The 26,703-nt window shown below is 41.9% G+C and carries 21 protein-coding genes; 14 read left to right on the top strand and 7 right to left on the bottom strand.

Going from position 1 to position 26,703, the window contains the following annotated elements; genetic code table 11:
• Positions 1–8: 8 nt before the first annotated feature.
• Positions 9–1,160 (bottom strand): coiled-coil domain-containing protein, encoded by a 1,152-nt coding sequence (locus NA23_RS09745; RefSeq protein ID WP_033191700.1) that lies wholly within the window; start codon positions 1,158–1,160, stop codon positions 9–11.
• Between the two features lie 406 nt (positions 1,161–1,566).
• Here NA23_RS09745 and rpsO point away from each other — a divergent pair, with 406 nt between their 5' ends.
• The 8 genes from rpsO to NA23_RS09785 all read left to right on the top strand — a co-directional run bounded on the left by rpsO (position 1,567) and on the right by NA23_RS09785 (position 12,501).
• Positions 1,567–1,821 (top strand): 30S ribosomal protein S15, encoded by a 255-nt coding sequence (gene rpsO, locus NA23_RS09750; protein WP_014452393.1) that lies wholly within the window; start codon positions 1,567–1,569, stop codon positions 1,819–1,821.
• A gap of 77 nt (positions 1,822–1,898) precedes the next feature.
• Positions 1,899–2,942, top strand: a complete 1,044-nt coding sequence (gene queA / locus NA23_RS09755) for a tRNA preQ1(34) S-adenosylmethionine ribosyltransferase-isomerase QueA (RefSeq protein WP_033191699.1) — start codon at positions 1,899–1,901, stop codon at positions 2,940–2,942.
• A gap of 132 nt (positions 2,943–3,074) precedes the next feature.
• Positions 3,075–3,569: a crossover junction endodeoxyribonuclease RuvC gene (gene ruvC, locus NA23_RS09760; RefSeq protein WP_033191698.1), complete on the top strand. Its 495-nt coding sequence runs from the start codon at positions 3,075–3,077 to the stop codon at positions 3,567–3,569.
• Positions 3,570–3,615: 46 nt separating this feature from the next.
• Positions 3,616–7,800 carry a PolC-type DNA polymerase III gene (locus NA23_RS09765; protein ID WP_033191697.1) on the top strand — a complete coding sequence of 1,395 codons (4,185 nt, stop codon included), beginning with the start codon at positions 3,616–3,618 and terminating at the stop codon, positions 7,798–7,800.
• A 166-nt stretch (positions 7,801–7,966) separates the two neighbouring features.
• Positions 7,967–8,200, top strand: a complete 234-nt coding sequence (secG, locus tag NA23_RS09770) for a preprotein translocase subunit SecG (protein ID WP_033191696.1) — start codon at positions 7,967–7,969, stop codon at positions 8,198–8,200.
• 27 nt (positions 8,201–8,227) lie between these two features.
• Positions 8,228–9,442 carry a tyrosine--tRNA ligase gene (gene tyrS, locus NA23_RS09775; RefSeq protein ID WP_033191695.1) on the top strand — a complete coding sequence of 405 codons (1,215 nt, stop codon included), beginning with the start codon at positions 8,228–8,230 and terminating at the stop codon, positions 9,440–9,442.
• Positions 9,443–9,634: 192 nt separating this feature from the next.
• Positions 9,635–10,981, top strand: a complete 1,347-nt coding sequence (locus NA23_RS09780) for an S-layer homology domain-containing protein (RefSeq protein ID WP_033191694.1) — start codon at positions 9,635–9,637, stop codon at positions 10,979–10,981.
• A 161-nt stretch (positions 10,982–11,142) separates the two neighbouring features.
• Positions 11,143–12,501 carry a hypothetical protein gene (locus tag NA23_RS09785; RefSeq protein WP_033191693.1) on the top strand — a complete coding sequence of 453 codons (1,359 nt, stop codon included), beginning with the start codon at positions 11,143–11,145 and terminating at the stop codon, positions 12,499–12,501.
• Between the two features lie 114 nt (positions 12,502–12,615).
• Here NA23_RS09785 and NA23_RS09790 read toward each other — a convergent pair whose 3' ends face one another.
• The 4 genes from NA23_RS09790 to murD all read right to left on the bottom strand — a co-directional run bounded on the left by NA23_RS09790 (position 12,616) and on the right by murD (position 16,981).
• The gene (locus tag NA23_RS09790) at positions 12,616–12,774 is read right to left on the bottom strand and encodes a hypothetical protein (RefSeq protein ID WP_158510141.1); all 159 of its coding nucleotides are present in this window, start codon (positions 12,772–12,774) and stop codon (positions 12,616–12,618) included.
• Between the two features lie 81 nt (positions 12,775–12,855).
• On the bottom strand, positions 12,856–14,151 hold the full coding sequence (gene eno, locus NA23_RS09795; RefSeq protein ID WP_033191692.1) for a phosphopyruvate hydratase: 1,296 nt from the start codon (positions 14,149–14,151) through the stop codon (positions 12,856–12,858).
• Positions 14,152–14,289: 138 nt separating this feature from the next.
• Entirely contained in the window at positions 14,290–15,654 is a 1,365-nt protein-coding gene (locus NA23_RS09800; protein ID WP_033191691.1) for an alpha-amylase family glycosyl hydrolase, read from the bottom strand.
• 64 nt (positions 15,655–15,718) lie between these two features.
• Positions 15,719–16,981: a UDP-N-acetylmuramoyl-L-alanine--D-glutamate ligase gene (gene murD, locus NA23_RS09805; protein ID WP_033191690.1), complete on the bottom strand. Its 1,263-nt coding sequence runs from the start codon at positions 16,979–16,981 to the stop codon at positions 15,719–15,721.
• Between the two features lie 177 nt (positions 16,982–17,158).
• Between murD and NA23_RS09810 the strand changes: the two genes are divergently transcribed.
• The 5 genes from NA23_RS09810 (at position 17,159) to NA23_RS09830 (ending at position 22,945) form a co-directional block, all read left to right on the top strand.
• Positions 17,159–18,367, top strand: coding sequence for a DNA polymerase Y family protein (locus NA23_RS09810; RefSeq protein ID WP_084384089.1), 1,209 nt, complete (start codon positions 17,159–17,161; stop codon positions 18,365–18,367).
• Between the two features lie 90 nt (positions 18,368–18,457).
• The gene (locus tag NA23_RS09815) at positions 18,458–19,387 is read left to right on the top strand and encodes an MBL fold metallo-hydrolase (RefSeq protein WP_033191688.1); all 930 of its coding nucleotides are present in this window, start codon (positions 18,458–18,460) and stop codon (positions 19,385–19,387) included.
• Between the two features lie 27 nt (positions 19,388–19,414).
• A complete protein-coding gene (locus tag NA23_RS09820) occupies positions 19,415–19,999 on the top strand; it encodes a VanZ family protein (RefSeq protein ID WP_052107144.1) in 585 nt (194 codons plus the stop codon).
• Complete coding sequence (locus NA23_RS09825) at positions 19,996–21,483, top strand: transporter substrate-binding domain-containing protein (protein ID WP_052107143.1); 1,488 nt, start codon at positions 19,996–19,998, stop codon at positions 21,481–21,483. Before NA23_RS09820 ends, NA23_RS09825 begins: the two co-directional genes overlap by 4 nt.
• Positions 21,484–21,589: 106 nt before the next feature.
• Positions 21,590–22,945: a sensor histidine kinase gene (locus NA23_RS09830; protein ID WP_033191687.1), complete on the top strand. Its 1,356-nt coding sequence runs from the start codon at positions 21,590–21,592 to the stop codon at positions 22,943–22,945.
• Between the two features lie 68 nt (positions 22,946–23,013).
• Here the strand turns inward: NA23_RS09830 and NA23_RS09835 are convergent, their stop codons facing one another.
• Positions 23,014–24,213, bottom strand: a complete 1,200-nt coding sequence (locus tag NA23_RS09835) for an IS110 family RNA-guided transposase (RefSeq protein ID WP_236938321.1) — start codon at positions 24,211–24,213, stop codon at positions 23,014–23,016.
• A 214-nt stretch (positions 24,214–24,427) separates the two neighbouring features.
• Here NA23_RS09835 and NA23_RS09840 point away from each other — a divergent pair, with 214 nt between their 5' ends.
• Positions 24,428–25,849, top strand: coding sequence for an HD domain-containing phosphohydrolase (locus NA23_RS09840; protein WP_052107142.1), 1,422 nt, complete (start codon positions 24,428–24,430; stop codon positions 25,847–25,849).
• 40 nt (positions 25,850–25,889) lie between these two features.
• On the opposite strand, the gene NA23_RS10650 is transcribed toward NA23_RS09840, so the two are convergent.
• Positions 25,890–26,696, bottom strand: coding sequence for a ComEA family DNA-binding protein (locus tag NA23_RS10650; RefSeq protein WP_275060688.1), 807 nt, complete (start codon positions 26,694–26,696; stop codon positions 25,890–25,892).
• Positions 26,697–26,703 lie beyond the last annotated feature (7 nt).

A 26,703-nucleotide genomic window follows, 5' to 3' on the forward strand; every position in this document is an offset into this window, starting at 1 on the left:
AATATTTATTATTTTGGCATCACAAAAGGAAGAACGATTGCGACTGCTCCGAGAACTACTCCAAGCCATGCGATCATATTAACGTTGTTCACTTTTTCCTCAACGGCTTTTGCATCAGCTTTCGTATCGATCTTTGCTTGGAGGTCTTTTACAGCTGCATTGAGTTCTTCTTTGCTTGCCTTTGTGTCGATCTTTTCTGTGACGTCTGCTAATGCTATTTCAAAATCATCTATTGATACTTTTGTTCCAACCATATCGTAAATCATATTAGCGTACTCTTCAAGTAATTCTAGCCTGTTTGTGAGTATTTCAATTGCTTCGTTGTTTTTATCGATCTTTGCCTGGAGATCTTTTACAGCTGCATTGAGTTCTTCTGTGCTTGCCTTTGTGTCAATCTTCGCTTGCAAATCTTTTGCTGTGTCGTCAATCTGTTTCCTCAGCAAGTAGTCTGTATCTCCGATTTGTCCGGCAAGGCCTGTGATTATCTCGTTCAAACCCGCAATTTGTTCTTGCAGATCTACAATAGTTGCCTCAAGAGCATCAACCTGTTCCCTGTCGGCCTTCATGGAGAGGTTATCGTATATGTTGACAATGTCTTGGTCATGCATATCGAGTCTTAGAGCAAGTGATTCTACAATAGACGATGCTTCTTCCTGAGCAGCAAAGGCTTCTTGAATTTGTGCAATTTGCTCGGAGAGCATACCCAAGGTGTCGTATATCTTGAGGATGTCACTGTCGTGAATGTCAAGCGTTACTTTGAGGTCATCAAGTTGTGGTTGTAACTCATCCATGATCGCGGTTTTAACTTCTTCTTTAGCCGCATCAAGTGAAACTTCCACAAAAGATGTCAACCTTTCGTCAAGCGCTGCGAGGTTCGCAGAAAGTTCGTAGAGCATATCCCTTAGTGCTGGTAAACCCGTATCAATAGTGCTTTGAATGTTGAGAACTTTCGTTTCAAGTTCTGAAAGTCTTTCGTCGATTTCAGCAAGGGCTGTTTCGAAATCATCAACTGAGACTTTTGTTCCAACTGTGTCATAGATCATGTTGGTGTACTCTTCTAAAAGCTCAATCCTGTTGAGAAGTGCATCCATGTCAACTTGTTGAGCAAACGCAAATATCCCGAAAAGAACGACCGCAATAAGAATCCCCAGTTTCTTCATGCTTAATCCCTCCTTTTAAAAGTGTGATAATGTAGAACCCGAAAAACACCTGGTTTTTAACTAATAAAGAAGATTAACGTATCTCAAATATCGAACTGTCCAAATTGAGAAGTTCAACTAAATTATATTATAGCACCATTTTACAAAAATTTGTAAATAGCTATCTGCAAAAATTCCATAGAAATCCAGCGTTTTTCCATTGGAAAACTGAGAAATTGGCGCTATACGTTTTTTAATCAACTTTTTCCGAATGTTAAATAACACTTCTTCTCAAAATATAGATAAAACGTGGGCACGATTCTAAACTTGACACGACACTCATCATATTGTATCATATTAACGCCCTTGCTCGGTTGCGGGAATATTCCCCTACTTGGCAAGAGGACTTTGGACGGAGGTGTAGAAGATGGAGAAGCAGGACATCATTAAGGAATTTCAGATCCACGACACGGACACCGGAAGTACCGCAGTCCAGATAGCACTCTTAACCGCGCGCATAAGGCATCTGACAGAGCACCTTAAGAAGCACCCGAAAGATTACCACTCAAGACGCGGTCTTATGAAGATGGTTGGACGCAGAAGAAAGATGCTTAAGTACCTCATGAAGAAAGATCCAGAGCTTTACAAACAACTCCTTGAAAAGTTGTCACTAAGAAAGTAAAAAGCCAATTTTAAAATCTCAAAGGGCGGGGAACCGCCCTTTACTTTTGGATTTTGTGCAAAGAGGTGTGGTGTAATATGGGTTCAGTAGACCTTTTTAAATTGGAAGCGTACGACTACAATCTTCCAGAAGAACTTATCGCCCAAGAACCTGTCGAGCCGAGGGACCTTTCAAGGTTGATGGTTGTTGACAGACGAACAGGAGAGATCCAACACAAAATATTTAGAGATGTAATCGAACATTTAGACCCCGGTGACTTGTTAGTTTTCAATACATCAAAGGTCATTCCAGCAAGGCTGTTTGGAAGAAAAACAACAGGAGCAAAGGTTGAAATACTTTTGCTTGAGAAAATTGAACAGGGCGTGTGGAAGTGCCTTGTTAAGCCCGGCAAGGCGGTAAAAGAACGCACCGAGATTGTTTTTGACCTTTTTAACAAAGAATGTGGCATAACAGCCAAGTGTGTAGGAAGGGCAGAAGAGGGGACAAGGATTCTTGAATTTTCAACAAAAAGCGATAGCGAAATTTTTGCTATTGGGAAGGTGCCTCTGCCACATTATATAAAGAACGAAAATGTGGACTTCAACAGATATCAAACGGTGTATGCGAAATACGAAGGAAGTGTTGCAGCACCAACAGCCGGCCTGCATTTCACTACGGAATTGTTAGAAAAGATAAAAAATAAAGGAATTCTTACCGCCGAAGTTGTACTCCACGTTGGAATCGGCACATTTAGACCCGTTAAAGTGGAAGATATCAGACAACACAAAATGCATGAAGAATATTATGTTGTTCCAGAAGAAACCGTTCGGATAATAGATGAAGTAAAAATCAGAGGTGGAAGACTAATAGCGGTTGGCACAACGAGTGTGAGAACACTTGAGACGATTGCAAGACTTCCCAAAGCAACATCGTATTCCGGCAAAACAGATATATTCATATATCCACCATTTGAGTTCAAACTGGTCGATGCGTTAATCACTAATTTTCATCTCCCAAAATCATCTTTATTAATGCTCGTTAGTGCATTTACAGGGTACGAGTTAACAATGAAAGCTTACAAAATTGCTGTTGAAGAAAGGTATCGCTTTTTCTCATTCGGCGACGCTATGCTCATACTTTAATTTAACAAAAAGCAAAAATCAAATCGTAACATCCTAAGAAGTTGCAGCGGGTGTATAATTGGAAATCGAAAGATAAAAGAACAAACTCTAAATGGGTTAAATGATCTAAACACTTTGAAAAGAGGTTTTTCAATGCGGATACTTGGAATAGACCCAGGATATGGTATCGTTGGTTACGGAGTTGTGGAAAAGATCGGCAATCGCATAGCTCACGTGGTACACGGTGCCATAACAACGGGCAAAGAAGAACATTTCGAAGATAGACTCGACTACATTTATTCTGAAATCTTGCGCATTATTTCAAATTACACACCTTCACTTATAGCTGTCGAAAGCCTGTATTTTTACAAGAATGCTAAGACGGCTATCTTTGTCGGAGAAGCGCGAGGTGTTATCCTTCTTGCTATAAAGCATTCCGGTATTCCTTTTGTTGAATTTACCCCTCACCAAGTGAAACAGACCGTTACAGGGTACGGACGTGCCGAAAAGTCTCAAATTCAAAAGGTTATGAAAATACTTCTCAAACTCGATGAAATTCCTAAGCCCGACGATGCAGCCGATGCACTTGCTGTAGCTTGGTGCGCCGCCGTGACTCATTCAGGTTTGGCTCCGTCGAGTCGAAAGTAAAACAACCATTCAAAAATAGTACCGGGACCGTTCCGAGGTGGGCTATATGTATCACATATTTGAAGTCTCAAAGAACCTGAAGGATATATCAAAGAAAATAGGTATTGATGCAGAAGGAACAATAAAAAAGATTATTTACGACCGGAAAAGGGAATCGGTATCTTTTGTTATCCAAGATTTCAGAGGCGATGCGCGTTCATTCAAAAGAACGCTTGAGGATTTTATAGGTGTCCACATCGACTTGGTGTTTGAAACCGAAAACGGCAATCATATGGAAAGTTTAGAAACACTGCATAATAGGATCATGCAACTTCTCAACGGTTCGGGAAAATATATAGAAAAGATAGAAATAGAAGGAGAACATTTGAGAATCTATGCGCTTGGAGAATTTGGGAAGGCGCATGTCCTTACCCGTTTGAAAAAAATCGAACGCACCCTACCTTTCAAGAAGTACACCGTGGACGTAGTTGAGCCAACCAACGATACAACACCTGAAGACTTTCTTTTAAATGGAGCATCTCAAGCTTCTCAAAATTCTGTGCAGTTGCCACAAGAAAAACCAAGCAGAGAACTTGGAAAAGATAGTAAAGATGGCGATAAACATTCCATCTCAGAAGGTTTTAGCCCGTCCGTTCTGAAAACGCTCTACACCCCTTCAGAGCCTCCCGCTGTTAAAAAGAAGGCAAAGCTTTATGGCAAGATCTTCAAAATCGACAAAGTATCGGACGAAATACTCAATGTATATATAACAGACAAAAGAGATTCCATCCTTGGAAAAGTCTTCAATTCAAAAGTGAAAGAACTGGAAGAAAGCCTTGCCGAAAGCAATTGGTACATATTCACCGGTTCGATGAACTACGACAAAAACGGCAATCTCTTCTTCAAAATAGATTCCGCAACGTCGATTCCTTCACTCGACAGAATGGACAACGCAGTTGAAAAGCGAATAGAACTCCACGCTCACACGAAGATGAGCGATTTAGACAGCGTGCTTGATATTGCTGAATACGTCAAGACGGCCAAGAAATGGGGTTGGAATACCATCGCAGTAACGGACCATGGAAATGTACAGAGCATTCCCGAACTTTACGAGCTTGCAAAATCGGAAGGATTAAAACCAATTTTCGGTTGTGAACTTTACATTGCAAACGACCCGAAGAAAATAATGGTAAACGAAATAGACGGCTCAATAGAAAGTGCGACATATGTTGTGCTTGACTTAGAAACAACCGGCTTAAACCCTAGGCTTGACGAGATAATGGAAATCGGTGCTGTGAAGATCTTCGATGGAAGGGTTGCTGATGAGTTCCATACGCTTGTAAAACCCACATCTTTAAAAGAAAAGAGCTTGCAGATCACAGGGATTACCGAAGATATGTTGAAAGATGCGCCGGAGATCGCGGATGTTATCGATAAGCTCTGGGGATTTCTGAAAGGGGCTGTTCTTGTTGCCCATAACGCCGATTTCGACATTGGATTTTTGAAACACACGTTCGCAAGGTTTGGTAGAGAATTCAACCCGCCGTACATCGACACGCTTAGATTATCACAGGCTCTTTTAAGAAACCAGATGAAAGCCTTTTCTCTCGATAAACTCGTAGAACACTTCAAGCTCGGTAAGTTCCAACACCACCGTGCGTTGGATGACGCAAGGGTAACTGCAAGAGTATTTCTGCAGCTTGTTGAACTTCTGAAGAAAAAATCCATCACCACATTTGACAGAATAAACAAACTTGTTGAGCATATAAATCCGCTCTCCAAACACCCGCAACACTTGACCGTTTTGGTGCAGAACAAAACCGGTTTGAAAAACCTTTACAAACTGATCTCCAAATCCCACACAGAAACGTTCTTCACAGTTCCTCAGGTGTTGCGTTCTGATTTAGAAAAGCATAGGGAAGGATTGCTTATTGGAACTGGCTGCGCGAATTCTGAAATATTCGAAGCTGCCCTCGAAGGTGATAAAGATGCGCTCAACGAGATGTTGAAGTTCTACGATTACGTTGAAATCATGCCGCTCGATACAATTATTTCTGAAGAATTCACAAAAGATGAAGCGAAGCGTGCTTACAGGCTGTTGTACGAAGTTGCAAAAGAACTGAATATTCCAGTTGTAATGGTTTCGAACGCACATTTCTTGGATCCAGAAGACATAAAGGCGAGGAAAGTACTGTTGGCCCCGCAGAGTAACGTTGAGGATGTCGATGCGAATTATTACCTGCGCACAACGGAAGAAATGCTCCAAGCAGCAATGGAAATCTTTGAAGACGAAAAGGTTTCGAGGGAAATTGTGATCGAAAATCCCAGAAAGATAGCTCAGATGGTCGAAGAGATAAAGCCTTTAGAGAAAAAACTCCACCCACCGAAAATTGAAGGTGCCGAAGAAAAATTGAGAGAAATGACGCTCATGCGTGCGTACGAACTTTACGGAAATCCACTGCCAGAAATAGTTGAGAAAAGAATTGAAAAAGAGCTAAACAGCATAATAGGCCATGGATATGCGGTTCTCTACATGATAGCGCATCTGATTGTGAAAAAGGCAGGGGAAGATGGATACGTCGTCGGTTCGAGAGGGTCGGTTGGTTCATCACTTGTTGCACACCTTGTTGGGATAACCGAAGTCAACCCACTGCCAGCGCACTACAGATGCCCGGATTGTAAGTACTTTGAACTTCACGAAGAATACGGTTCCGGCTACGATCTACCAGACAAGCGCTGTCCAAAGTGCGGCGCAAAGTTGGAAAAGGCAGGGCAAGATATCCCGTTTGAAGTCTTCATGGGATTTGAAGGGGACAAGGTTCCGGATATAGACCTGAACTTTTCTGGCGAATATCAAGAACGAGCGCACAAGTTCATCGAAGAACTCTTTGGTAAATCGCATGTCTTCAGGGCAGGAACTATAAGCACGATAGCTGATAGAAGTGCTATTGGTTATGTCAAATCGTACATGGAGGACAAGAATGGAAACATTGTGAATCCACTGAATCCGGCCGAACAAGAGCGGCTAGCGATGTACGTTACCGGGGTTAAGCGCACAACCGGTCAGCACCCCGGCGGCCTGATGATAGTCCCGAGTGATTACGACATACACGACTTTACACCTTATCAACATCCAGCGAACGATAAAAAGTCAGGGGTTTACACCACACACTTTGCTTACGAAGCCATCCACGATGATTTGGTTAAGCTTGATGCACTCGGACACGATGATCCAACGATGATAAAACTGCTGTATGAATACAGCGGTGTGGATCCGATGAGCATCCCAATGGACGACAGAGCCACGATGAGTATCTTTTCATCGGTCAGAGCGCTCGGTGTGGATCCACAAGAGCTTGGAACAGATATTGGAACGATCGGTATACCGGAATTCGGAACTGATTTTGTTATGGGTATGCTTCGAGAAACAAGACCTAAAACGTTTGCTGAACTCGTGCGCATATCCGGATTGTCGCACGGAACTGATGTGTGGCTTGGCAATGCGCAGACGCTGATTGAAAAGAAAATTGCTACACTGTCCGAAGTTATCTCCTGTAGGGACGATATTATGATCTACCTCATCCACAAGGGAGTTCCACCATCAAATGCGTTCAAGATAATGGAGAACGTGCGTAAAGGTAAGGGGTTGAAAGAGGAAGAAGAAAAGTTGATGAAAGAACACAAAGTTCCCGAGTGGTTTATAGAATCGTGTAAGAAGATTAAGTACCTCTTCCCAAAAGCACATGCTGTTGCCTACGTAAGTATGGCATTCAGAATTGCGTACTTTAAAGTACACTATCCGCTGGCATTCTACGCTGCGTTCTTCTCAACAAAAGGTGACGAATTTGATGCGGAGTTAATTTTAAAGGGGAAAGAAGCTATCAAAAGAAGACTTATGGAACTCAACAACAATCCGAAAAAGGATGTTAAAGAAAAGAACGAAGAAAAGGTGCTTGAGGCTGCACTTGAGATGCTCTTGCGCGGGTTTGGATTCAAGAAACCTGATTTGAAAAAAAGCCACCATTCAAGGTTCATAATAGATGGTAAAGACCTACTCATACCGTTCAATAAAATACATGGTATAGGTGACAACGTGGCGAAATCGATAGTCCAGCAAAGAGAAATCAAGATGTTCACCTCTGTTGAAGACCTCATGAGTAGGGCGAAAGTGACGAAAGCGCAAGTAGAAGTTCTCAAAAGGTTGGGGGTGCTGGACGGACTACCGGAAACCGATCAAGCATCTTTGTTCTGAATTCTTGCTACATTTCCCAGCGGACAAGCAATTTGTTATGTTTTTTACGAGCTCGAAAAAATTCATGTTTACTATTGCAAATTTAAAAAAAAACATGTTATAATAAACACTGAATCAGATATAGTAAAAGCGAATAAAGTTTGCATGAAGATTTGGAGGTGTTAAGATGCTTGCGGTTGTTTTGCTAATTATCCACACAGTAATTGCAGCAGGTCTTATTTGGATGGTATTGCAAGAGATGAGCAAGTTCGCAGAACTCGGTGGAGCTTTTGGAAGTGGTATGGCTTACACTATGTTCGGTAGAAAAAAGGGATTGGATACATCAGGTAAAATAACAGTTGGATTAGCCGTTGCATTCTTTGTGATGTGCTTTTTAACTTCTTGGGTATTGTCGAGATAATTTAAGTATTTAAGTGGGGTGTATCGCTTGCCAACGACAAAGCTCCCTCCCGAAGAGCAACTGAAAATACTGAAGAGAAATTGCGTTGATTTAGTTTCTGAACAAGAGCTACTCGAACGTTTGAAATCTGGCAGGCCGCTGAGGGTAAAGCTCGGAGTAGATCCTTCAAGACCGGACCTGCACCTCGGTCATGCTGTGGTGTTGAGAAAACTCAAACAATTCCAAGACCTGGGGCACCAAGTGGTCTTGATCATAGGTGATTTCACCGCAATGATAGGTGATCCATCGGGGAGAAATACAACAAGGCCGATGCTTTCAAAAGAAGAAGTTCTCGAAAATGCAAAAACATATGCAGAGCAGGCCTTCATGATACTTGACAAAGACAAAACGGAAATCCGCTACAACGACGAATGGCTCGGCAAAATGACGTTTGCCGATGTTGTGAAGCTGGCATCAAAGTACACTGTTGCACGTATGCTGGAAAGAGAAGACTTCGCAAAAAGATATGCAGAAGGTTCACCGATCAGCATCTCCGAATTCTTGTACCCTCTTGCGCAGGCTTATGATTCCGTTGCAATAGAATCTGATGTTGAACTCGGTGGAACTGACCAGCTCTTCAACTTAATGGTTGGCAGAAAGATACAAGAAGAATACGGACAGCAACCCCAGATAGTTATGACAATGCCCATCATCGAAGGAACGGATGGGAAGCTGAAAATGAGCAAAAGTTATGGAAATTACATAGGCTTTACAGACGAACCAAAGGACATGTATGGTAAAATAATGTCGATACCTGACGAGCTCATTGTAAAATATGCAAGGTTGCTCACTGATGCACAAGAAGAATTCTTAGAAAAAATGGAAAGAGAAATTGACGAAAAGATTGTAAACCCGAGGGACTACAAGATGTGGCTCGCAAGAGAAATAGTGAAACAATTCCATGGTGAGCAAGCAGCAAGGGAAGCTGAAGAATACTTCGTGACAGTTTTTCAGAAAAAGGAACTGCCCGAAGAGATGCCGGAAAAAATTGTTAAACAAGGTGAATACAACATCGTAGAGTTACTCTTCAACTTAGGAATAGGCACAAAGAGTGAGATAAAAAGGTTGATAACGCAAGGTGGAGTCTACTGGGACAACAACCGAATCGACAACTTTAAGGCAACGGTTGCAGTTGTCGAAGAACATGTCCTAAGAGTCGGAAAGCGTTTATTTATCAAGATTATTGCTGATAAGACCAGATAACACCTTAAAGAAGTGCTGTTCTTTTCTGGTAAAAGATGAAGAAAAATTTGCAATACTAAGGATTATTGTGGTATAATATACGTGCAAAATGTTTTGCAAAATTCAGAAATCATCATGCATCATGGTATTATTTTAAAATCGACTCTTAATACGCAAGGTTGAACCAGAATCATTATAAAAGGGGGTAAGATTATGAGAAAAGTATTAGCGTTATTGGCGGTTATTGTTCTTGTCACATTCTCCATGGCAGCTTTTAGAGACATTCCGAAGGGGCATTGGGCGGAATCATTTGTGACAAGGCTGGAAGAGGCAGGAATTGCGACGGGGTTTCCCGATGGAACATACCGTGGTGATGAAGCGATAACGAGATACCAAATTGCGGTATTTTTGGTTAGAACTCTCGATTATGTTTTCCAGACTGTTGATTCCAGCTTGGTAAATTTAAAGTCACAGTTTGAAAGCGATGCCAAAAAGCTTGAAAACGATATAAATGCACAGTTTGCTGCGGTTAAACAAGACATAGAAGAACTCCAGATAGCGCTTGAGGATGCAAAGTTAGTTCTTGAACTTCACGACCAAGATATTATAAAGTTATATGACCTCGTCAATTCACTTCAGGATAAGTTCGTTTACACAGATGATGAAGGCAATCAGCAAGAAGTAGACCTTGCTGCGTTGAAGAGCGATGTACAAACGATCAGTGAAATCCTCAACGGTTTGGCTGCTCAGCTTGGCGATGTAGATTACCTTTTGAGAAAACAAATTGCCGACACAAATAAAGACCTTTCATCACAGATAGCAGAGGTCAAAACTAAGGTCGATGCAATAGACCTCGGAACAAAAGTAGACAAGGAAGTATTCGAAGGTTTGGTTTCAAGAGTTGAACTCTTGGAAGAATACGTAAATATGGTATACGAAACCCTTGGGACAAAAGTATCTTCTGATGAATTCGAAAGTGTAATCTCTGAATTAGATGCGAGGATTTCTGAGCTTGAAACACAGGTTCTGAACATTAAGAGCACGCTTGATACAGGATTGCCAGCGATTAGAGATATGGTTTACGAGCTATACAACAACATCGCAGCACTCGAAGAAAGGGTTACATCGTACACGGATGTCAGGATAGATGAACTGTACACAGAATTGCAAACACTGAAAGACGATATCGAACTCAATGCAGCAAAGCTTGCAGAACTTGAAGAAACTGTAGCGAATAATTATGCAACGCTAGAAGACGCGATCCTGGGACTTTACGAAGAACTGAACGCTGTTAACAATTCGTTATCGTCGAACGTTGAGAGAGTTGAAGTACTGGAGGAAAGGTTGAACTTAGTTGAAAATCAGGTAGCAAGTTTAGATCAGATTGTCAACGAAGTCAAAGCTGACAAGAGCGAAGTACAAGAAGTTAGCAAAAAAATTGACGACCTCAAGGCTGAAAAGGCTCAGGATGTTTCCCGCTTAGAGCAGATGGCCATGTGGGGCATTGGGCTTGGTGTAATTGGTGTTATAATAGGAATAATTGGTTGGTTCAGGCCGTAATCTAAGTAAACACTGTTTTTGAGCTCTTCGTTATATGCAGAATACTTCAATCATCCAAAAAGGGGGGATGGTAAAAGATAGTGAAGTTGAAAAAGCTATTTTCTTTAGGTTCATTTATAGACATTTTTCACACCTAAACTCACAGGAGGAGGGAGAAGATTATGAAGAAACTTTTAACGGTTTTTGTGGCACTTTTAGTAGTTGTTAGCTTGTTTGCGGCGGAAAAGCCATTCACACTGGGACCAAACGTAAAGTATGCGGGTTCTGTATCATTTTCACTTGTTGTGACTGCTGATGGTGCTGATATCAGCGGATCTTTAACCGTTGACAGTGCAGAACTTCCATTTGGCCCAAAAAGTGATACACAGGCTGGGGCAACGTTCGATATTACTTACAGTCCATTCGGTGGCGTTGGTTTGACACTTAAAAGCATCACGTTCAGCACACCGTATTTCGGAGCATTCTACAGCACAGGCAAGCAGTTCGTCAGCGATTACTTCACAGGTAAGAACTACTCAGCAAGTGGAAGCCCATTTACCACTGCTATGGCAGACTTTGCAGATTCGCTGAAACTCACATTCCCAGCAGTACAAGGGCTTGAGCTTTACATGCTTGACAAAACATCAGAAGGAACAGTAACATGGTTTGACGATATGCTGTTAGCAAAATACACAATCAGTGGATGGACAGTTGTCGGTGGTCTGTACAATGTTAAGGATACAAACACTCACGAATTTGGTGCAGCAGTTAACGGTTCTATCGGTTTGGGTGTCGTCACACCAACAGTTACGGTATTCGCCGGTATGGTTGCAAGTAGTACAATGGTACCAATGGTTGCAAGTAGTACAATGGTACCAGCGGTAGATGTTAACGTCAGTGCAAATCTCACAATGGCTGGTCTTACACTCGAACCCAAATTCAAATACGGGGAAAATCTTGATAGGCTTGAGTACAAGTCAAGCAATATAGTAAACGGTAAGTTTGTACAGCTTGGTGTAAAATATGTCTTAACAGTTGCACCAGTAACATTGACAGCACAAATAACACCAAAGTACGATTTTGCTCCAGCAACACCAACATTCACACTCCCACTCAATGAACTGTCAGCAAAGGTAGAAGTTACACCAGTAACATTGTTGGTAAAGACAACAAATGCTGATGTTCTTGACAAAAACAAGAAATACACACTCTACACAGAAGCCTCTTACAAAGACGCTATGCTCTCCGCGAGTGCAAAAGCTGAGTGGGCAGATATAACAGAGTTGGCAACATACACGTACATTCACCTCAACGGATCCGTCAATGCAACACCAGATCTCACACTTGAAGGAAACTTCAGGATGGTTACAACAGGTGATGACAAGATGGGTTACAACGCAATGTTCACATATAAATTCACACCAAACGTAAGCTTCACTGGATTCTATGGAACACTAACAAAAGACGCAGATGGTAATTACACTGTTATCAACGCAAAGCCAACATGGAACCTCAAACTCTCATACTCAGCAACCTTCTAATAGTTAACTAACCGAAAAAATCCCCGCCTGAAGAGGCGGGGATTTATTTTTGGGCCAAGGTTACGGCTACTATTCTCAAACGTAAAACTCAAACTACGCAAGGATGTTGTCTACTTAGTTTGATACTAAGCGCGAGCTTCTGTTTTGAACAAGCCTTGTTCTGAAATCCAGTGAAAGCTTAGAAGGCCTTAGCATTCGATTATTAACCAATTTTGCATCACACGGATGGCTTTTGAATAGTTCAGGTAGGACTTTTATTCCAGTGCTTGCCATCTTTGTACTCTCTGTACATTTCCCAGCAAAAAACAAAAAGCTCCCCGTTCATCAGGGGAGCTTTTTTTCATTGATGTTTGCTTATCTTTTAATCGAATAAAACGCCCCTACACCTTTGTAGATGGCAGCATCGCCGAGTTCTTCTTCGATTCTGAGCAGTCTGTTGTACTTTGCAATCCTTTCGCTTCTTGAAAGTGACCCGGTTTTAATCATACCAACATTCGTTGCAACTGCAAGGTCTGCGATGAACGTATCTTCCGTTTCTCCGCTTCTGTGCGAGATAACGTTTGTCATACCAGCGGTCTTTGCCATTTCTATTGCATCGAGCGTCTCTGTGACCGAGCCAATCTGGTTGAGCTTTATGAGGATTGAATTTGTGGCGAAGAGTTCAATTCCTTTGGCAAGTCTTTTGACGTTAGTGACATACAAATCATCACCAACGATTTGCACCTTTCCACCGACTTTCTGTGTGAATTTCACGTAGCTGTCCCAATCTTCTTGTTCGAATGGATCTTCGATGGAGATGATAACGGGCCAGTATTTGTCGACGAGCATGGAGTAGTACTCAATAAGTTCATCACCAGTCTTTTCCGTTCCATCGATGTTGTATTTTCCTGTCTCTTCATTGTAGAACTCACTTGCTGCGCAGTCGAGTGCGATGAATATGTCTTTTCCAGGTTCATAGCCGGCTTGCTCAATTGCCTTTATGAGCACTTGTATCGCTTCTTCGTTCGATGAGAGATTTGGTGCGAATCCGCCTTCATCTCCAACGGATGTGACATGTCCTGCTTCTTTGAGTATCTTTTTGAGTGTGTGGAATACTTCTGCACCGTACCTGAGGGCTTCTCTGAACGATGGTGCGCCCGCTGGAACGAGCATGAATTCTTGAATGTCTAAGCTGTTATCCGCGTGCGCTCCTCCGTTGATGACGTTCATGAACGGAACAGGGAGTACTTTTGCATTTGCACCGCCGAGGTATTTGTAAAGTGGCAGGCCGGCGCTTTCTGCCGCTGCTCTTGCAACTGCCATCGATACTCCGAGAATTGCATTGGCTCCGAGCTTTGATTTGTTCTCGGTGCCATCGAGTTCAAGAAGGACTTTATCGAGGTACACTTGGTCGAATGCATTCAAACCAACCACTCTCGGTGCGATGATTTCGTTTACGTGTTCCACTGCTTTGAGTACGCCTTTTCCTTGGTATCTCTTCTTGTCCCCATCCCTCAGTTCGAGTGCTTCGAACTTACCTGTGGAAGCACCACTTGGAACTATAGCACTGCCAAAGCTACCATCCTCAAGCAAGACCTCAACCTCAACTGTCGGATTTCCGCGGGAATCGAGCACTTCTCTCGCCCTTACATCGATAATCTCTACGTACATACCTACACCTCCTGAATAAGTTGATATGATGGAACGTAAGCCAAGAATATTATACCACACATCACACTTCGTGACAATTTTCACCAATGTAAATATTAAACTATGAATTCTGAATCAGACGATTCACGTGAACCTGTGTTATACAATTTTGACCTCGTACGGTTTCAAATGAACTCCTTCGAACGTTTCGTTGTGTCCAGCGATGTTTGCGTAAACTCTGAATCCGTAGTTCCCATCGGTTACGGTATAGGCCACAACAAATGTGTTGTGGCCAACGTTTTCAACCCAAGCATTCGTGAGCCATTCGTTTTCTTTTCTAAAGTTCGTCCATGCCATAACCTCTCTGAGCAAACTTCCTTCCCTGTTCAATTGTTCTTCAACCGAGACGCCGGTAAATGCTCTGTTGAATCTGACGGCCTTCCAAAACGTCTGGTTTTCGCCAGAGAGTGAAGCGTGCCACGGGAATGGCTCGATAACATCTTCGGTGAATGTGGAGTCGTAGACACCTTTCATGCCAAGTTCATCACCGTAGTAGATGAATGGAACGCCCGGTGTTGTCATGAGTAAGCCGAAGAAAACTTTCCTTTGGTCTTCTTGCTGGATGAGGCTTGCGAGCCTATGCATGTCGTGGTTACCTGTGAAGTTGCTTGGTAGGTATGGTTTTTTTGTTAGTGTCCTTTGGAAGCAATCGACGATTTTGTAAACGGCTCCATGTTGCATAGACTCTCTAATTGCTTCTGTGAAATAGAAGTTGAACGAACAACCAATTGTCTTTGCGTATCTGTCAACTATCTCTGGGTCGTCCCAGACCTCCGTAACGGCAAATATGTCTGAACCTTTTACCTGTCTTGCTTTGTCCATAACAAGTTTCCAGTATGCAACATTTTTTTCGTGGTCGTATCTAAATCTACCTTCTTTAATATCGTAATCGTATATGTGTTTTGCTGCATCGAATCTGAAACCATCAACACCTTGATTGAGCCAAAATTCAACGATTTCAAGTGATTTTTGGACAACTTCTGGATTTTCGTAGTTCAAATCAGGTGAAGAGCCACCGAAAACGCCGTAGTACCACTTTCCGTTCCTGTTGTGCCAGAGCAGTTCTTCATCCCAGTGCCTTTTTTCGCTCAAATTGAAGTGAGGTTGTGCCCACAAGAAGTAATCCACGTACGGCTTTTCTCCGTTCATGGCGGCTTTGAACCAAGGGTGCCTGTCAGAAACGTGGTTGAGCGGAAGGTCTATTACCATCTTTATCCCTTTTTCATGCAGTGCATCGACCATCGCTTTGAAGTCGGAAAGTGAACCGAAGGAAGAGTTCGTATCGAAATAGTCGATGATATCGTATCCGTGATAGCTCGGTGATTTGAAATGTGGTGTGAGCCAGACGAGGTTTACCCCAAGCGTTTTCAAGTAATCCGCCTTTTGTGCAATGCCTCTGAAATCGCCTATCCCATCCTCGTTTGAATCTGCAAACGACCTTACGAAAATCTCGTAACCTATCATGTCAGCTTTTCCCTCCAATTCTCAAGTTTGAAGTCTTTGAGCTTAATTTGACATTGGTTTGATATTATGAATTTATCAGCCTCTTCACTATCGCTTTGAAATGTTCGCCGCGCTCTTCGAAATTTTTGTACGCATCGTAGCTCGCACCGGCCGGTCCCAAAAGCACGTAATCTCCCTCGCCTGCCATCTTCGATATTTCAACAACCGCCTCTTCGATGTCTTTGTAACGTCTGTAGTTAATTTCCCGTTCTTTCAAGTACGGTTCGATCTGGTCTGCGATGGGACCAACGATGGCAACGTGTTTGCATTTTTTCTTTATTTCGTCAGCTAGTTGTGTGTAGTCTTCGTTTTTGCCCTTACCTGCGATTATCAAAAAGAGGTTCCCGTCGAAATTTTCGAGTGCTTTTAGCACGGCTGCTGCGTTTGTTGCCTTCGAATCGTTGTAGTAGTGTGCACCGTTTATCGTGCCGCAGTACTCCATCCTGTGCGGAAGCGGGACGAAATCTTCAAGCATACTCATCGAGAAAGGGAGGTTCAGAACTTTCAAAACGGTCTTCGCAGCGGCAATGTTTTCCACATTTTGCTTTGTGCGTATGTGGAATGGGATCTGGTCGAATTTGAAATCAGCGGTGAACGGTACTCGTTTGGCTTGGACGAGTGATAGCCTTCTGAACGTTTCCATATCCTTTGGATTGTAAATGAAATGGTCTTCGTTGTCTTGGAATTTTGTTATTTTGAACTTCGATTCAACGTAGTGTTCCATCGATGGATGCCAATCGAGGTGGTTGGGGTAGATGTTGGTGATGACTGCAACGTGCGGTTTGAAGTACTCAGCCCAATAAAGCTGGAAACTGCTGATTTCTATAACAAGATATTCAGGCTTTTTCCCTTCAAGGAGCACCTGCGCAATAGGTATGCCTATATTTCCAGACAGCTGAGAACTTGCGGATTTTGAGATGAGGTGGTGTATCATGGAGACTGTGGTGCTTTTTCCCACCGAGCCGGTCACCGCAATGATTGTAGGTTTCCATTCAAGGTCTTTTGTGAAGTAGGTTATCTCTGTATCAACGTGCTTTCCCATTTCCTTAGCTTTTGTAAGTATCGGGTGGTTGTATGGAACGCTCGGGCTTGTGAGTATGATGTCCGCTTCGAGTATCCGTTCGCTGTTTGTTCCTTCTTCGTACGGTATGTTAGCTTGCTGCAGGTAGGCTTTGTCTTCATCTGAAAGCCTTCCCGATTCACTTACAAAGACCTCTTCTCCAAGTGATTTCAAATACCGTGCTGCGTATTTGTTGCTTAATCCAAATCCCAAGAGTGCGAATTTCAAACCAACCACTCCTTTGAAACTTAATTTTTTTTCTGGATATATTTTACCACACTGAATAGTTATAAACCGATTTTTGTGGAAATGTTCAAGGAATTTTCATATATTTCTTCAACGTTTGACTTTCACCGTTCTATTGTGGTATACTATACCTTAGTAAACTATACAAATGTATAATATATGTTGTCGAACATAACAAAGAGCGATATATGGTCTATTTGGTTCACTATAACAAGTGGACAGACGAAAGGGGGCAAGGATATGCTTTACAAGAGTGTTGCTTTGTTGGATATGGATTCTTATTTTGCCTCCGTTGAGGAATCGAAAAACCCTTCGCTGAGAGGAAAGCCTTTTGCGGTGATTGGAAATGGTGAAAGGCCCATCGTGATAAGTGCAAATTATGTGGCAAAAAGTTTCGGTGTGAAGACTGGGATGGTCATCACAGAGGCAAAGAAACTGTGCCCGAAAATCATATTCGTGAAAGCGGATTTTTCGCAGTACGAATTCACAACGCTTAAGATTATCCAACTTGTCGAGAAATATTTCCCTGTTTACAAGGAGGCGAGTATAGACGAAGTGTATATAGCAGTCGATGTGGTCGGTAATGTGTCTGAAGGTTTGGCAAGGCTCAGGGAGTTAAAAGAAGAGATAAAAGAGAGGCTCAACCTTACTTGCACGGTGGGTGTGGGGAAAAATCCGATCATTGCAAAGAGTGCCTGCGAGGTGGCAAAGCCTGATGGATTTTTCGTCGTCGAGGACTTTGAAAGTTTTGCCAAGGAGTTGCCGATAAAGAATGTGGTGGGTGTTGGTAAAGAGAGTGCGAAGGTCTTGGAAGAATTCGGTATAGAAACTCTTGGGCAGTTTTTAGATGAAAAAAGACTTGAAGGGTTGAGTGGTTTCCAAAAGCTGAAGGCGTTGATTTTGAAAGAGTATACGGAACCTGAATTTTTCAAATTCGTTCCCCCAAAAAGTGTTGGACATTCGCTTTCTTTAGATAGACATGTGGACAATTTAGATGAATTGCTCGAGGTGTATAAGTACCTTACTTTTGGGCTGTACTCGAAGTTATTGAGGGGAAAGATGGGCACAAAGAGTGTGAGTTTGTATTTAAAAGACAGGTTCGGTTCGTTCTCAATTTCCCGCTCGTTTGTTTTCCACACGAACGATTTCCTGCTCATTTCAAAGGTGATCGAAAGCCTGGCTGAGAGGTTGTTCAGAGGCTATCCTGTTTCAAAGGTTGGGATTTCGCTGAATAATCTGAAAGTGATCAACGGTATTCAGGATTCTCTGTTCTGGGCAGAAGAGCAAAGGAAATTCGAAAAATTATCGGAACTTGATAATGTCTTTTTCGGTGGCTATTTTGTACTGCGCGGAAAGAAGATAGTGTAGATTAGGTAACTTCGATGGATTTTGGAAGTGGTATAATTGATTTGAAAGTTTTCAGTTAAGAGAGAGTAAAAGAACATAAGGAGTGAGAGCATGTACGAGATAGTTGAAATAACCAAATCAGTCAAAGTGCTGAGAGCACCTGTTAACGTGGGTTTTTTCTTTAGAGATGAATGCGTGGTGATAGACTCTGGAAGCAGTGCAGAATACGGTAAAAAGATATTGAAATTTTTGGAAAGCGAAAGTGTGAAAAACTTTACTATAGTCAATACTCACTCGCACGCCGACCACATCGGTGGAAATAGCTTATTACAGCAAAAAAGCAAGTGTAAGATCTACGCAGCGGATTTTGAGAGTGCTTTTATCGAACATACCCAGCTTGAACCCATGTATCTTTGGGGCGGACCGATTTTTGATGGTATAGACAACAAATTCTTGATGGCAACACCATCGATTGTGACGAACATTCTTGAATACGGCTGGTCTGATGAGCTCGGAGTAGAGACTATACCACTGCCCGGACATTCGTTCGATATGATTGGTGTGCTGATCAAGGATGGAGGTAAGAGGATATTCTTCATAGCTGATGCGGTTGTTTCAAAGCAGACAATAGAGAAGTACAAGGTGTATTTTCTATGCGATGTGGCTGAACACCTCAAAACTTTGGCAGGTCTAAATAAATGGGTTGAGAGTGTTGATTTCATCGTACCAAGTCACGGTGAGATCTTCGATTTTGGAACTGATAACGGAGAACTGTTAAAGAAAGAATTTCTTAGTCTTGTTGAGGAGAACAAGAAGGTCCTTGAATACGTTGCAGGATTTATCGCTGGAGTTGTTTTAGAGCCAAAGACAATCGACCAGATTTTAAGCGAGGTGGTTCGTGAATTTTCGATCCCACTCGATGCAACAGCGTACGTATTGTTGCTCCAAACGTTGAAGGCGTATTGCAAATATTTGATTGATATAGGGGAAGTTGGTATCACTTTTGAAAGAGGAAAGCTGGAATATTTCAGAAAGCTCTGAGCTGAGAAATTCAGGAGTTGAGGATAGATGGCAAAACTCTATAAGCAGTTCGGGAAAAGTTCTGAGAGAGTACGAAGGATCGTTTCGTTGATATTATTCAGCGTTGTATTGCTCTGGATTGGAGTTATATTTTACTTTTCTACCAGACCGCCTGATGAATCTCACAAACAGTCGCATTTTGTGTACCGAGTGATAAAGAAAATTGATAGTGTTTTGGATTTTTCTAACACAGAGCTTTTCAAGAAGATGGAAAGAAGAGTGAAGATACTTTGGTTTGGCACGGAATACGTACCTGCCGAGATGGTGATAAGAAAGACGGCACACTTTGGATTGTATCTTGTGTTCGGATTTTTGACGGCCTTAACATTTTTTTGGTGGAAAGGGGATATAATAATAGCGGCGGTTGTGGGTGTCACTCTGCCTTCAACGTATGCTATATTCGATGAGTACAACCAGATATTCTACAGACGGGGCGCTTCATTGAACGATGTGGTAATCGATTCTTCTGGAGCGTTAACGGGAACGCTGTTTTTCCTCGTGTTATTAAGTGTTGTTTTGTTTATCAAGGAATTGAAACATGCGAAAAGCCGTCTGAAAGAGGTGGAAAGATGAAGGAAGTTTTGAATAGAAGGAACACAAACCCTTTTTGGGCTAAGAGATCGTCATTAATTGTGTTATTTTTAGTGCCTTTGGTTTGGAGCTTGGGATTCGGCCAGACGGTGCTTTACACGTACGCTCAAGATGTTGCGCCAAAGTTCATGCTAAAGGGTAACTCGCTTACAGGTTTTTGCCACGACATCGTTGTTGAGCTGAACAAGGAGCTCAAATCTTCTGGAATTAGAATCGAATACAAATCGAATCAGTTAAAAACGATTTCTGAAATCTTCAGCGCACTTTCAAAGGGAGAAATTCAGGTGTTCATAGGTGCTGCGTACGACAAGCAGCGCGGAGAGTCTGCTAATTATCTCCAGCCACCACTGTACGGTTTAAGGGAGATGTTCCTTGTAAGTGCAAAGGAAAAGGAAAAGTTCAACGAAAAGTTGCAAGTGAAAATAGGCGTGATAGGTGGAACGGTAACTTCAGAAAGTGTGCCAAGTATCAAAGTCAGGCAAGAGACAGTGGCTTTCAAAAATCTCGATGAAGCTTTAAGAGCACTCGATGAGAGGCGTATAGATGCGATTTTCTATTCCAGTTTGATACTCGGATACACGATAAGTGCTTCTAAGGGAAAGTACGATTACTTAACTGTTCCTTCCGAAAAATATTATCATTACATCGTTTACTCGAAAAATCTGGACAAGACAGTAGTGGAAAAGTTGGAGAACGTCGTCAAAAGATTGCACTCAGAAGGAGTTATTGAAAAGTTGATAAAGAAATACAGCCTCGAGCAGTATGTTTCACCTGGTAACACAGTAGAGATTCTTACCATTGACTGGAAACCGTACGAATGGTACGATCCCGTTAAGAAAGATTGGGTAGGTGTGGACGTGGACGTTGTCCGAGCAGTTTTAAATAAGATGGGATATAAACCAGTTTTTATAACGTTCCCGTGGCCAAGGTGCGTTGAACTGATGAAGGTCGGGGCGTACGATGGTATAATGAGTTTGAGAATCAGTGATGAGCGAAAAGGGTTTCTAAGCTTTCCAGAAGAGCCATTAAGCACTGGAAAAGATGTGCTTTTTAAGTTGAAGGGCTCAAAGGTCAGTATAAACAGCCTTGAAGGAGTACCGCCTGAAACGCTGTGCGGTTATACGGATGGATATGCCTACGGCGATTGGTTCTGGAATTCGAGGTTCAGAAAAATCGCGGTACCAACTGACGAGGTAGGATTTAAGCTTTTGCAAGGTGGCAGAATAGAGCTTTTTGTGTGTAATTTACTTGTGGGCAGACAGCTTGCAAAGGAACTGGGCATTAATGTTGAGTGGTCTCCAACTTTTGGAGAGAAGATGATTTACTACTTGGCATTCTCAAATAATTACCAAGGAACTCTGTTGTCAGAGAATTTTTCACAAGTTTTGCGCCAGTTTAAATCAACAAAGGAGTATTTGCAGATCCTAAGCAAGTATGGGATAACCTATGAAGATTTTTGGAAGTAAGGTTGCTTGTGGTATAATAAAAAAGAGCATATTTTAAGAACTCTTTTCGAGTTTTGGTATTTTAACACACTTGTCGTACTTGACAAATCTTGTAGAAGGTGAAAATGTGGTTGGAAAATATAAAGAACGAAAGTCGGAGAGAATATATCTTGCTCTAAATCTTGTTATACTTGTTATCGTCGCTTTTATATTCTCATGGTATGCAAAAACCTTCTACGAAAACTGGCAAAAAGAAATTGATACCTTCATGAAAAACATGGCTGCCAGCCTCTCTTATCCAGCTTGGACTTACGATAGAAGGGTTATTGAAGAACTCGTAAAAGTTATGATTGAAAAAAGGGATATCTTTTCAGTTGCGGTTTACGATGATAAAGGCAGTAAACTTGCCATTAAAGAGAAAAAATTGGAACTAACACTCTTCGACCAGATTTTCGGAACAAGACGATTGGCAAAATCACTTAACCTCACGTTTGCAGATACATTTGTAGGTAGCATAAGCTTTGGTTACACGGACAGGCAAGCCAGAATGTTTTTAGTCACTACGGGTTTCGTTGCTACGCTGTTCTATATAGTTCTTGTACTTCTGATTTTGAATCTAAAAAAGAACAAACAGCTTGCCTTGATGGTCAATGAACTTAACGAGATGAACTCTGAACTTGAAACGGCTTTCAACGAGCTTGAAGAAGCGCAAAACAAAGTCATCAACGCTGAAAAGATGGCTGCACTTGGCAAATTGATGGTGAACATCGCGCATGATATTAACACACCTACAGGGATAATTTATTCGTCTTTGACTGAACAGATGAACAGATTGGAAAGTGTGAGGGAAAAGTTCGAAGCCGATGAACTTACGGAAGAGGATTTCAAAGATTGCTTGAACACTGTGCGTGAGTTAACTGATATTATGATTCGGAATGCCAGAAAAATAACAGAACTTGTGCAGAGTTTGAAGCGTGTGGCACTGAACGAGATGACTCAAACTTGGGCTGAGGTTAATATAAAATCTGTGGTAAACGATGTTCTTAACGCAATGCATCCTAAGTTGAGAAAGACGAAGATCGAAGTTGTTACAGAAGTAGACGACAACCTGGTGGCGTATACTATCCCAGGTGTAATTGCCCAGATTTTGATGAATTTGATAGACAACGCCATAGTTCACGCATTCGACTACGACAATCCTGGGAAAATTGTGATAAAGTTTGAAAAAGTTAAAAGCCGCAATGATGGTGAATTTCTGCTTTTTACTTTTTCTGACAATGGGAAGGGAATGGACGAAGAGACCAAAAAACGTGCTTTCGAACCGTTTTACACAACCGATAAGGAATCTGGCACAGGGTTGGGACTGAGCATCGTGTACAACCTTGTTGTAGATATACTTGGTGGAGAAATCGAACTTGAAAGCATGCCTGGAAAAGGGACAACTTTCCATATTAAGATCCCCTTGATGAAAAAAGAACGGTAAGAAAACGTTTAAAATTCCTCAAAGGCTTTTTTGATGAAGTCACTTGCTCTGAGAAGGTTGAGAGTCAACTATGCAAAATTAAATTTTTGTTTTGAGTGTGAGATAGCATAATCAATATTGAACTTCTCTTTCTTTCTCAACATTGCGTACAACGTTCGCAATAACTTGTGTACTACTGACATTATCGCTTTTTTGTACGGTATACCTTGCTGCCTTTTTCGTTCATAGTATGTTCGGAAATATTCGTTGTGAATCACTACACTCACTGCCATTAGCCATAGTATTCGTCTTAGGTGGGCATTGCCCCTTTTCGATATGTGTCCTTCTACTTTGCTTTTGCCTGATTGGGCAATGCTTGGATCGAGTCCACAATACGCAATGAGTTTTTTGTATGTACTAAATCTTGAGATATCTCCAACTTCTGCCAAGAAATGCATCGCGCTGTTTTCACCAATACCTGGTATTGACGTGAGTATCTCGATATCAAGGTTTATCGCACTACATTCGCAATATTCTTTCATCATCTTGTCGTATTCTTCAAGCTGTTGCTGTAAAAATTGTAGTTCTTTGATATTTTGCACAAGAATCTTTTCTTTCATCGGCCAATATTGAGCAATCGAGTTATTAGCGAGTTCTTTAAGTTTTTGAGCATTAAGTTTTGTACTTCTGCCACGGTCTTTGGAAAAGAACACATCCAGATTACGAGCCTTTTGAATAGCCTTGGCAGAAGGGAAATGAGAAAGAAGATTGAGGATAGTGTCACTGTAGATATTGGTAACTCTTTCGAGTTCAGGGAAAAGAACGTTGAGCAGTTTTTCGATATTGTCTTTAACTTTTGCGATGCGGTGGATAATGTTTTCGCGTGCTCTGACAATATCACGAAGCTCAGAGTTGACAAAAGCAGAAGAAGGAATTTGATGTTGTAGGTAAAACAAAGCAGTAGCGATAATGCGAGCATCGATTTTGTCGGTTTTGGTCTTTCGAAGAGAAGCAAAGTTTTTAACAGTTAGAGGATTAAAAACAGCGCAAGCAAAGTCGTTGGAAGAAAGGAAAGCCAGAAGGTTGAGATGATAACAGCCAGTAGATTCCATAGCGATGATGATGGATTGTTTTGGGAAGGCAGAGAGTTTGTTTGCGAAGGAGGAAAAGCCTTGCTGGGACATATCGAAAGAAGATTCGAAGATGATGGAACTGGGATTAGAGATAGCGCAGACGTTGAACTTATCCTTGGAAACATCGATGCCGACGAAAACAGGGAAGTTATCCATGAAAAATCCTCCTTTCGAATGATGAGGGCAGGGAGCCTGCTGAACCAATCCTCCATGCTGACGAGGGCTGAAAGCCCAACCAACTAATCATGGTTAAAGGCAGGCAACAGACTCCTTAAATGGCTTAAAAGCCAAGGTGACATAAGTTGTCCTGCCCTCAATTTTTTTAAGCTAAATTATTTATACCATATTTTTATGTAGGAGGTGACATAGAATGCCAGAGTTTTTGAAAAAATCAGGAATAAAAGATAGCAATGGAGAATTTTGGAAAATTTTAGTTGTAGACGACGAACCTGATGTTCATGCTATCACGTCGGTCGTTGCAAGGGATATTGAGTTCGAAGGAAAGAAGGTAAAACTATACAGTGCTTTTTCTGCCGATGAGGCCAAAAAGATACTTACGCAAGTGCCAGACATAGCCCTTGCTATGATCGACGTTGTCATGGAAAAGGATACCTCAGGGCTTGATTTGGTCAGATACATCAGGGAGGAATTGAAGAATCCATATATAAGGCTTGTCATTAGAACCGGGCAGCCTGGATTTGCACCGCCAAGGGAGATTGTTTTGAAGTACGATATAAATGATTACAGAGAGAAGGCGGAACTTTCCAGTAACGGATTGTATACGATGATAATTGCAAGGTTGAGAGAGTACAGAGATATCATTGAGCTCGACACACAAAGGAAACTTTTGGAGCGGAGTGCGTTTTATTCTTCCGTAGTGCTCAACTCAAACGTCGAAGATTTCGACGACGTCTTAACGGAAGCGTTCGACAGCTTTTCTAAGATTTTGGGATTGACCGTCAGAATCGAGAAGCTTAGTGAGGTCAGAGCTGACAAGTTCAATGGTAACGCTTATTCTACCAACGTGTCTTGGAATGAAAGTAAGAGTGTAGAGTTCGTCTTGAGAAAAGAAATAGGCTTAGGTGAGAGGATAAGAGTAGATTTTTCTAAACCTTTGACACGTCATCAGTCCGAGCTAATGACCATGTTCTTGGAACGTTACCTTTCGGCTGTGAATAATTATGTTTTGTCGAAAGACTTGGTAGAAACTCTATACAAGATAATTTATATAATTTCTGAAGTTACCGAAACTAGGTCACTGGAAACAGGCGAGCATGTGAGGAGAGTCGGAAAACTTTCAAGGTTAATCGCTTCGAAATTGGGATACGAAGGTGAATATCTCGAGTTTTTCGAAATCGCCGCGATGTTGCACGATGTTGGGAAGATAGGTATACCGGACGCTATCTTGAATAAACCGGCCAAGTTGTCAGATGAAGAATTCGAAATTATGAAGCGACACACTATCATCGGCTACAATATACTCGCCAGTGTTGAACACCCGCTCTTTAAGTTGGCAGCAAATATAGCACTTTACCATCATGAGAACTGGGACGGAACAGGTTATCCGAAGGGATTGAAAGGTGAACATATACCGCTTGAAGGAAGGATCGTCAGTATAGTCGATGTGTACGATGCTTTACTTTCTGACCGAATTTACAGGCCTGCATGGAGTGAGGATGATACTATACGTTACATTAAAGATAGCTGCGGAAAGAAGTTCGACTCAAAGGTGTGCGATGTATTTTTCAAAAACTACGATGAGGTTAGGGGTATTTATGGGCTCAAGAAATAAAGAATAAGGATTATAAAGAATTCCGGAATTTTTCTAACTTTCAGCGAACGGTTATCAGTTCCTTCAGTTTTTCGAAAGTTTTCTCACCAATTCCTTTTACGTTTCTGATCTCTTCAATGGTTTTAAATGGGCCGTTAGCTGTTCGGTAATCGATTATAGCTTGCGCTTTGGTAGGACCTATACCTGGAAGTTTTTGTAATTCTTCAGAAGTTGCTGTGTTGATGTTAATCTTAGCTTGTTCTTGTTTTTGTGCCGTCTGTGATTGGTTGAGTTTTGCTTGCTGGAGTGTCTGGTTATCATTTTCAATTTCTGGAACGGTTTGAGGTCTGCCGGCGGTGTTTTTCGCACCCGCGATTTCAACTCTTTCAACCTTTATTCTGTCTTTCAACTTTTCGTATGTTTTTTGCCCGATTCCAGGAACGCTCATTATATCCTCAGGCTTTGTGAACGCTTGATTTTCCCTGTATTCGATTATCGCTCGCGCTTTTGAGGGACCTATGCCGGGAAGTGTCTGGAGCTCCTCAAAAGAAGCGGTGTTTAGATCTATAACAGACGGTGCGTAATTTCGCTGAGCTTCTTGAAGCGTGCCCTGGGTTGTTTTGTTTTCGCCACCCATACCCTCTGCCTGCAATTTCAATCTATCGTAGCTGGGATTGAAGAGTACACCTGAGATAACTATCAGTGCTGAAAAAAGAAGGAAAAACGTCTTTTGTTCCTTCGAGAGCTTGGAGTGAAGTGATTTTAAAAACTCCAGAAATCTTGTAAGCAAGATTTCTGGAGAAAAACGTTCCGAGTCGCCCTGGTCTTCGTTTGGCTTGTATCCACCAACACGGTTCAATGGCAACATAAATACA

This window comes from Fervidobacterium islandicum (assembly GCF_000767275.3).
In the GTDB taxonomy this organism is placed as follows: domain Bacteria; phylum Thermotogota; class Thermotogae; order Thermotogales; family Fervidobacteriaceae; genus Fervidobacterium; species Fervidobacterium islandicum.

What these genes read in the sequence shown, in the direction of transcription:
- NA23_RS09745 (WP_033191700.1), bottom strand. Translation starts at nt 1,160, where the DNA reads ATGAAGAAACTGGGGATTCTTATTGCGGTCGTTCTTTTCGGGATATTT.
- rpsO (WP_014452393.1), top strand. Translation starts at nt 1,567, where the DNA reads ATGGAGAAGCAGGACATCATTAAGGAATTTCAGATCCACGACACGGAC.
- queA (WP_033191699.1), top strand. Translation starts at nt 1,899, where the DNA reads ATGGGTTCAGTAGACCTTTTTAAATTGGAAGCGTACGACTACAATCTT.
- ruvC (WP_033191698.1), top strand. Translation starts at nt 3,075, where the DNA reads ATGCGGATACTTGGAATAGACCCAGGATATGGTATCGTTGGTTACGGA.
- NA23_RS09765 (WP_033191697.1), top strand. Translation starts at nt 3,616, where the DNA reads ATGTATCACATATTTGAAGTCTCAAAGAACCTGAAGGATATATCAAAG.
- secG (WP_033191696.1), top strand. Translation starts at nt 7,967, where the DNA reads ATGCTTGCGGTTGTTTTGCTAATTATCCACACAGTAATTGCAGCAGGT.
- NA23_RS09780 (WP_033191694.1), top strand. Translation starts at nt 9,635, where the DNA reads ATGAGAAAAGTATTAGCGTTATTGGCGGTTATTGTTCTTGTCACATTC.
- NA23_RS09785 (WP_033191693.1), top strand. Translation starts at nt 11,143, where the DNA reads ATGAAGAAACTTTTAACGGTTTTTGTGGCACTTTTAGTAGTTGTTAGC.
- NA23_RS09790 (WP_158510141.1), bottom strand. Translation starts at nt 12,774, where the DNA reads ATGGCAAGCACTGGAATAAAAGTCCTACCTGAACTATTCAAAAGCCAT.
- eno (WP_033191692.1), bottom strand. Translation starts at nt 14,151, where the DNA reads ATGTACGTAGAGATTATCGATGTAAGGGCGAGAGAAGTGCTCGATTCC.
- NA23_RS09800 (WP_033191691.1), bottom strand. Translation starts at nt 15,654, where the DNA reads ATGATAGGTTACGAGATTTTCGTAAGGTCGTTTGCAGATTCAAACGAG.
- NA23_RS09810 (WP_084384089.1), top strand. Translation starts at nt 17,159, where the DNA reads ATGTTGTCGAACATAACAAAGAGCGATATATGGTCTATTTGGTTCACT.
- NA23_RS09815 (WP_033191688.1), top strand. Translation starts at nt 18,458, where the DNA reads ATGTACGAGATAGTTGAAATAACCAAATCAGTCAAAGTGCTGAGAGCA.
- NA23_RS09820 (WP_052107144.1), top strand. Translation starts at nt 19,415, where the DNA reads ATGGCAAAACTCTATAAGCAGTTCGGGAAAAGTTCTGAGAGAGTACGA.
- NA23_RS09825 (WP_052107143.1), top strand. Translation starts at nt 19,996, where the DNA reads ATGAAGGAAGTTTTGAATAGAAGGAACACAAACCCTTTTTGGGCTAAG.
- NA23_RS09835 (WP_236938321.1), bottom strand. Translation starts at nt 24,213, where the DNA reads ATGGATAACTTCCCTGTTTTCGTCGGCATCGATGTTTCCAAGGATAAG.
- NA23_RS09840 (WP_052107142.1), top strand. Translation starts at nt 24,428, where the DNA reads ATGCCAGAGTTTTTGAAAAAATCAGGAATAAAAGATAGCAATGGAGAA.
- NA23_RS10650 (WP_275060688.1), bottom strand. Translation starts at nt 26,696, where the DNA reads ATGTTGCCATTGAACCGTGTTGGTGGATACAAGCCAAACGAAGACCAG.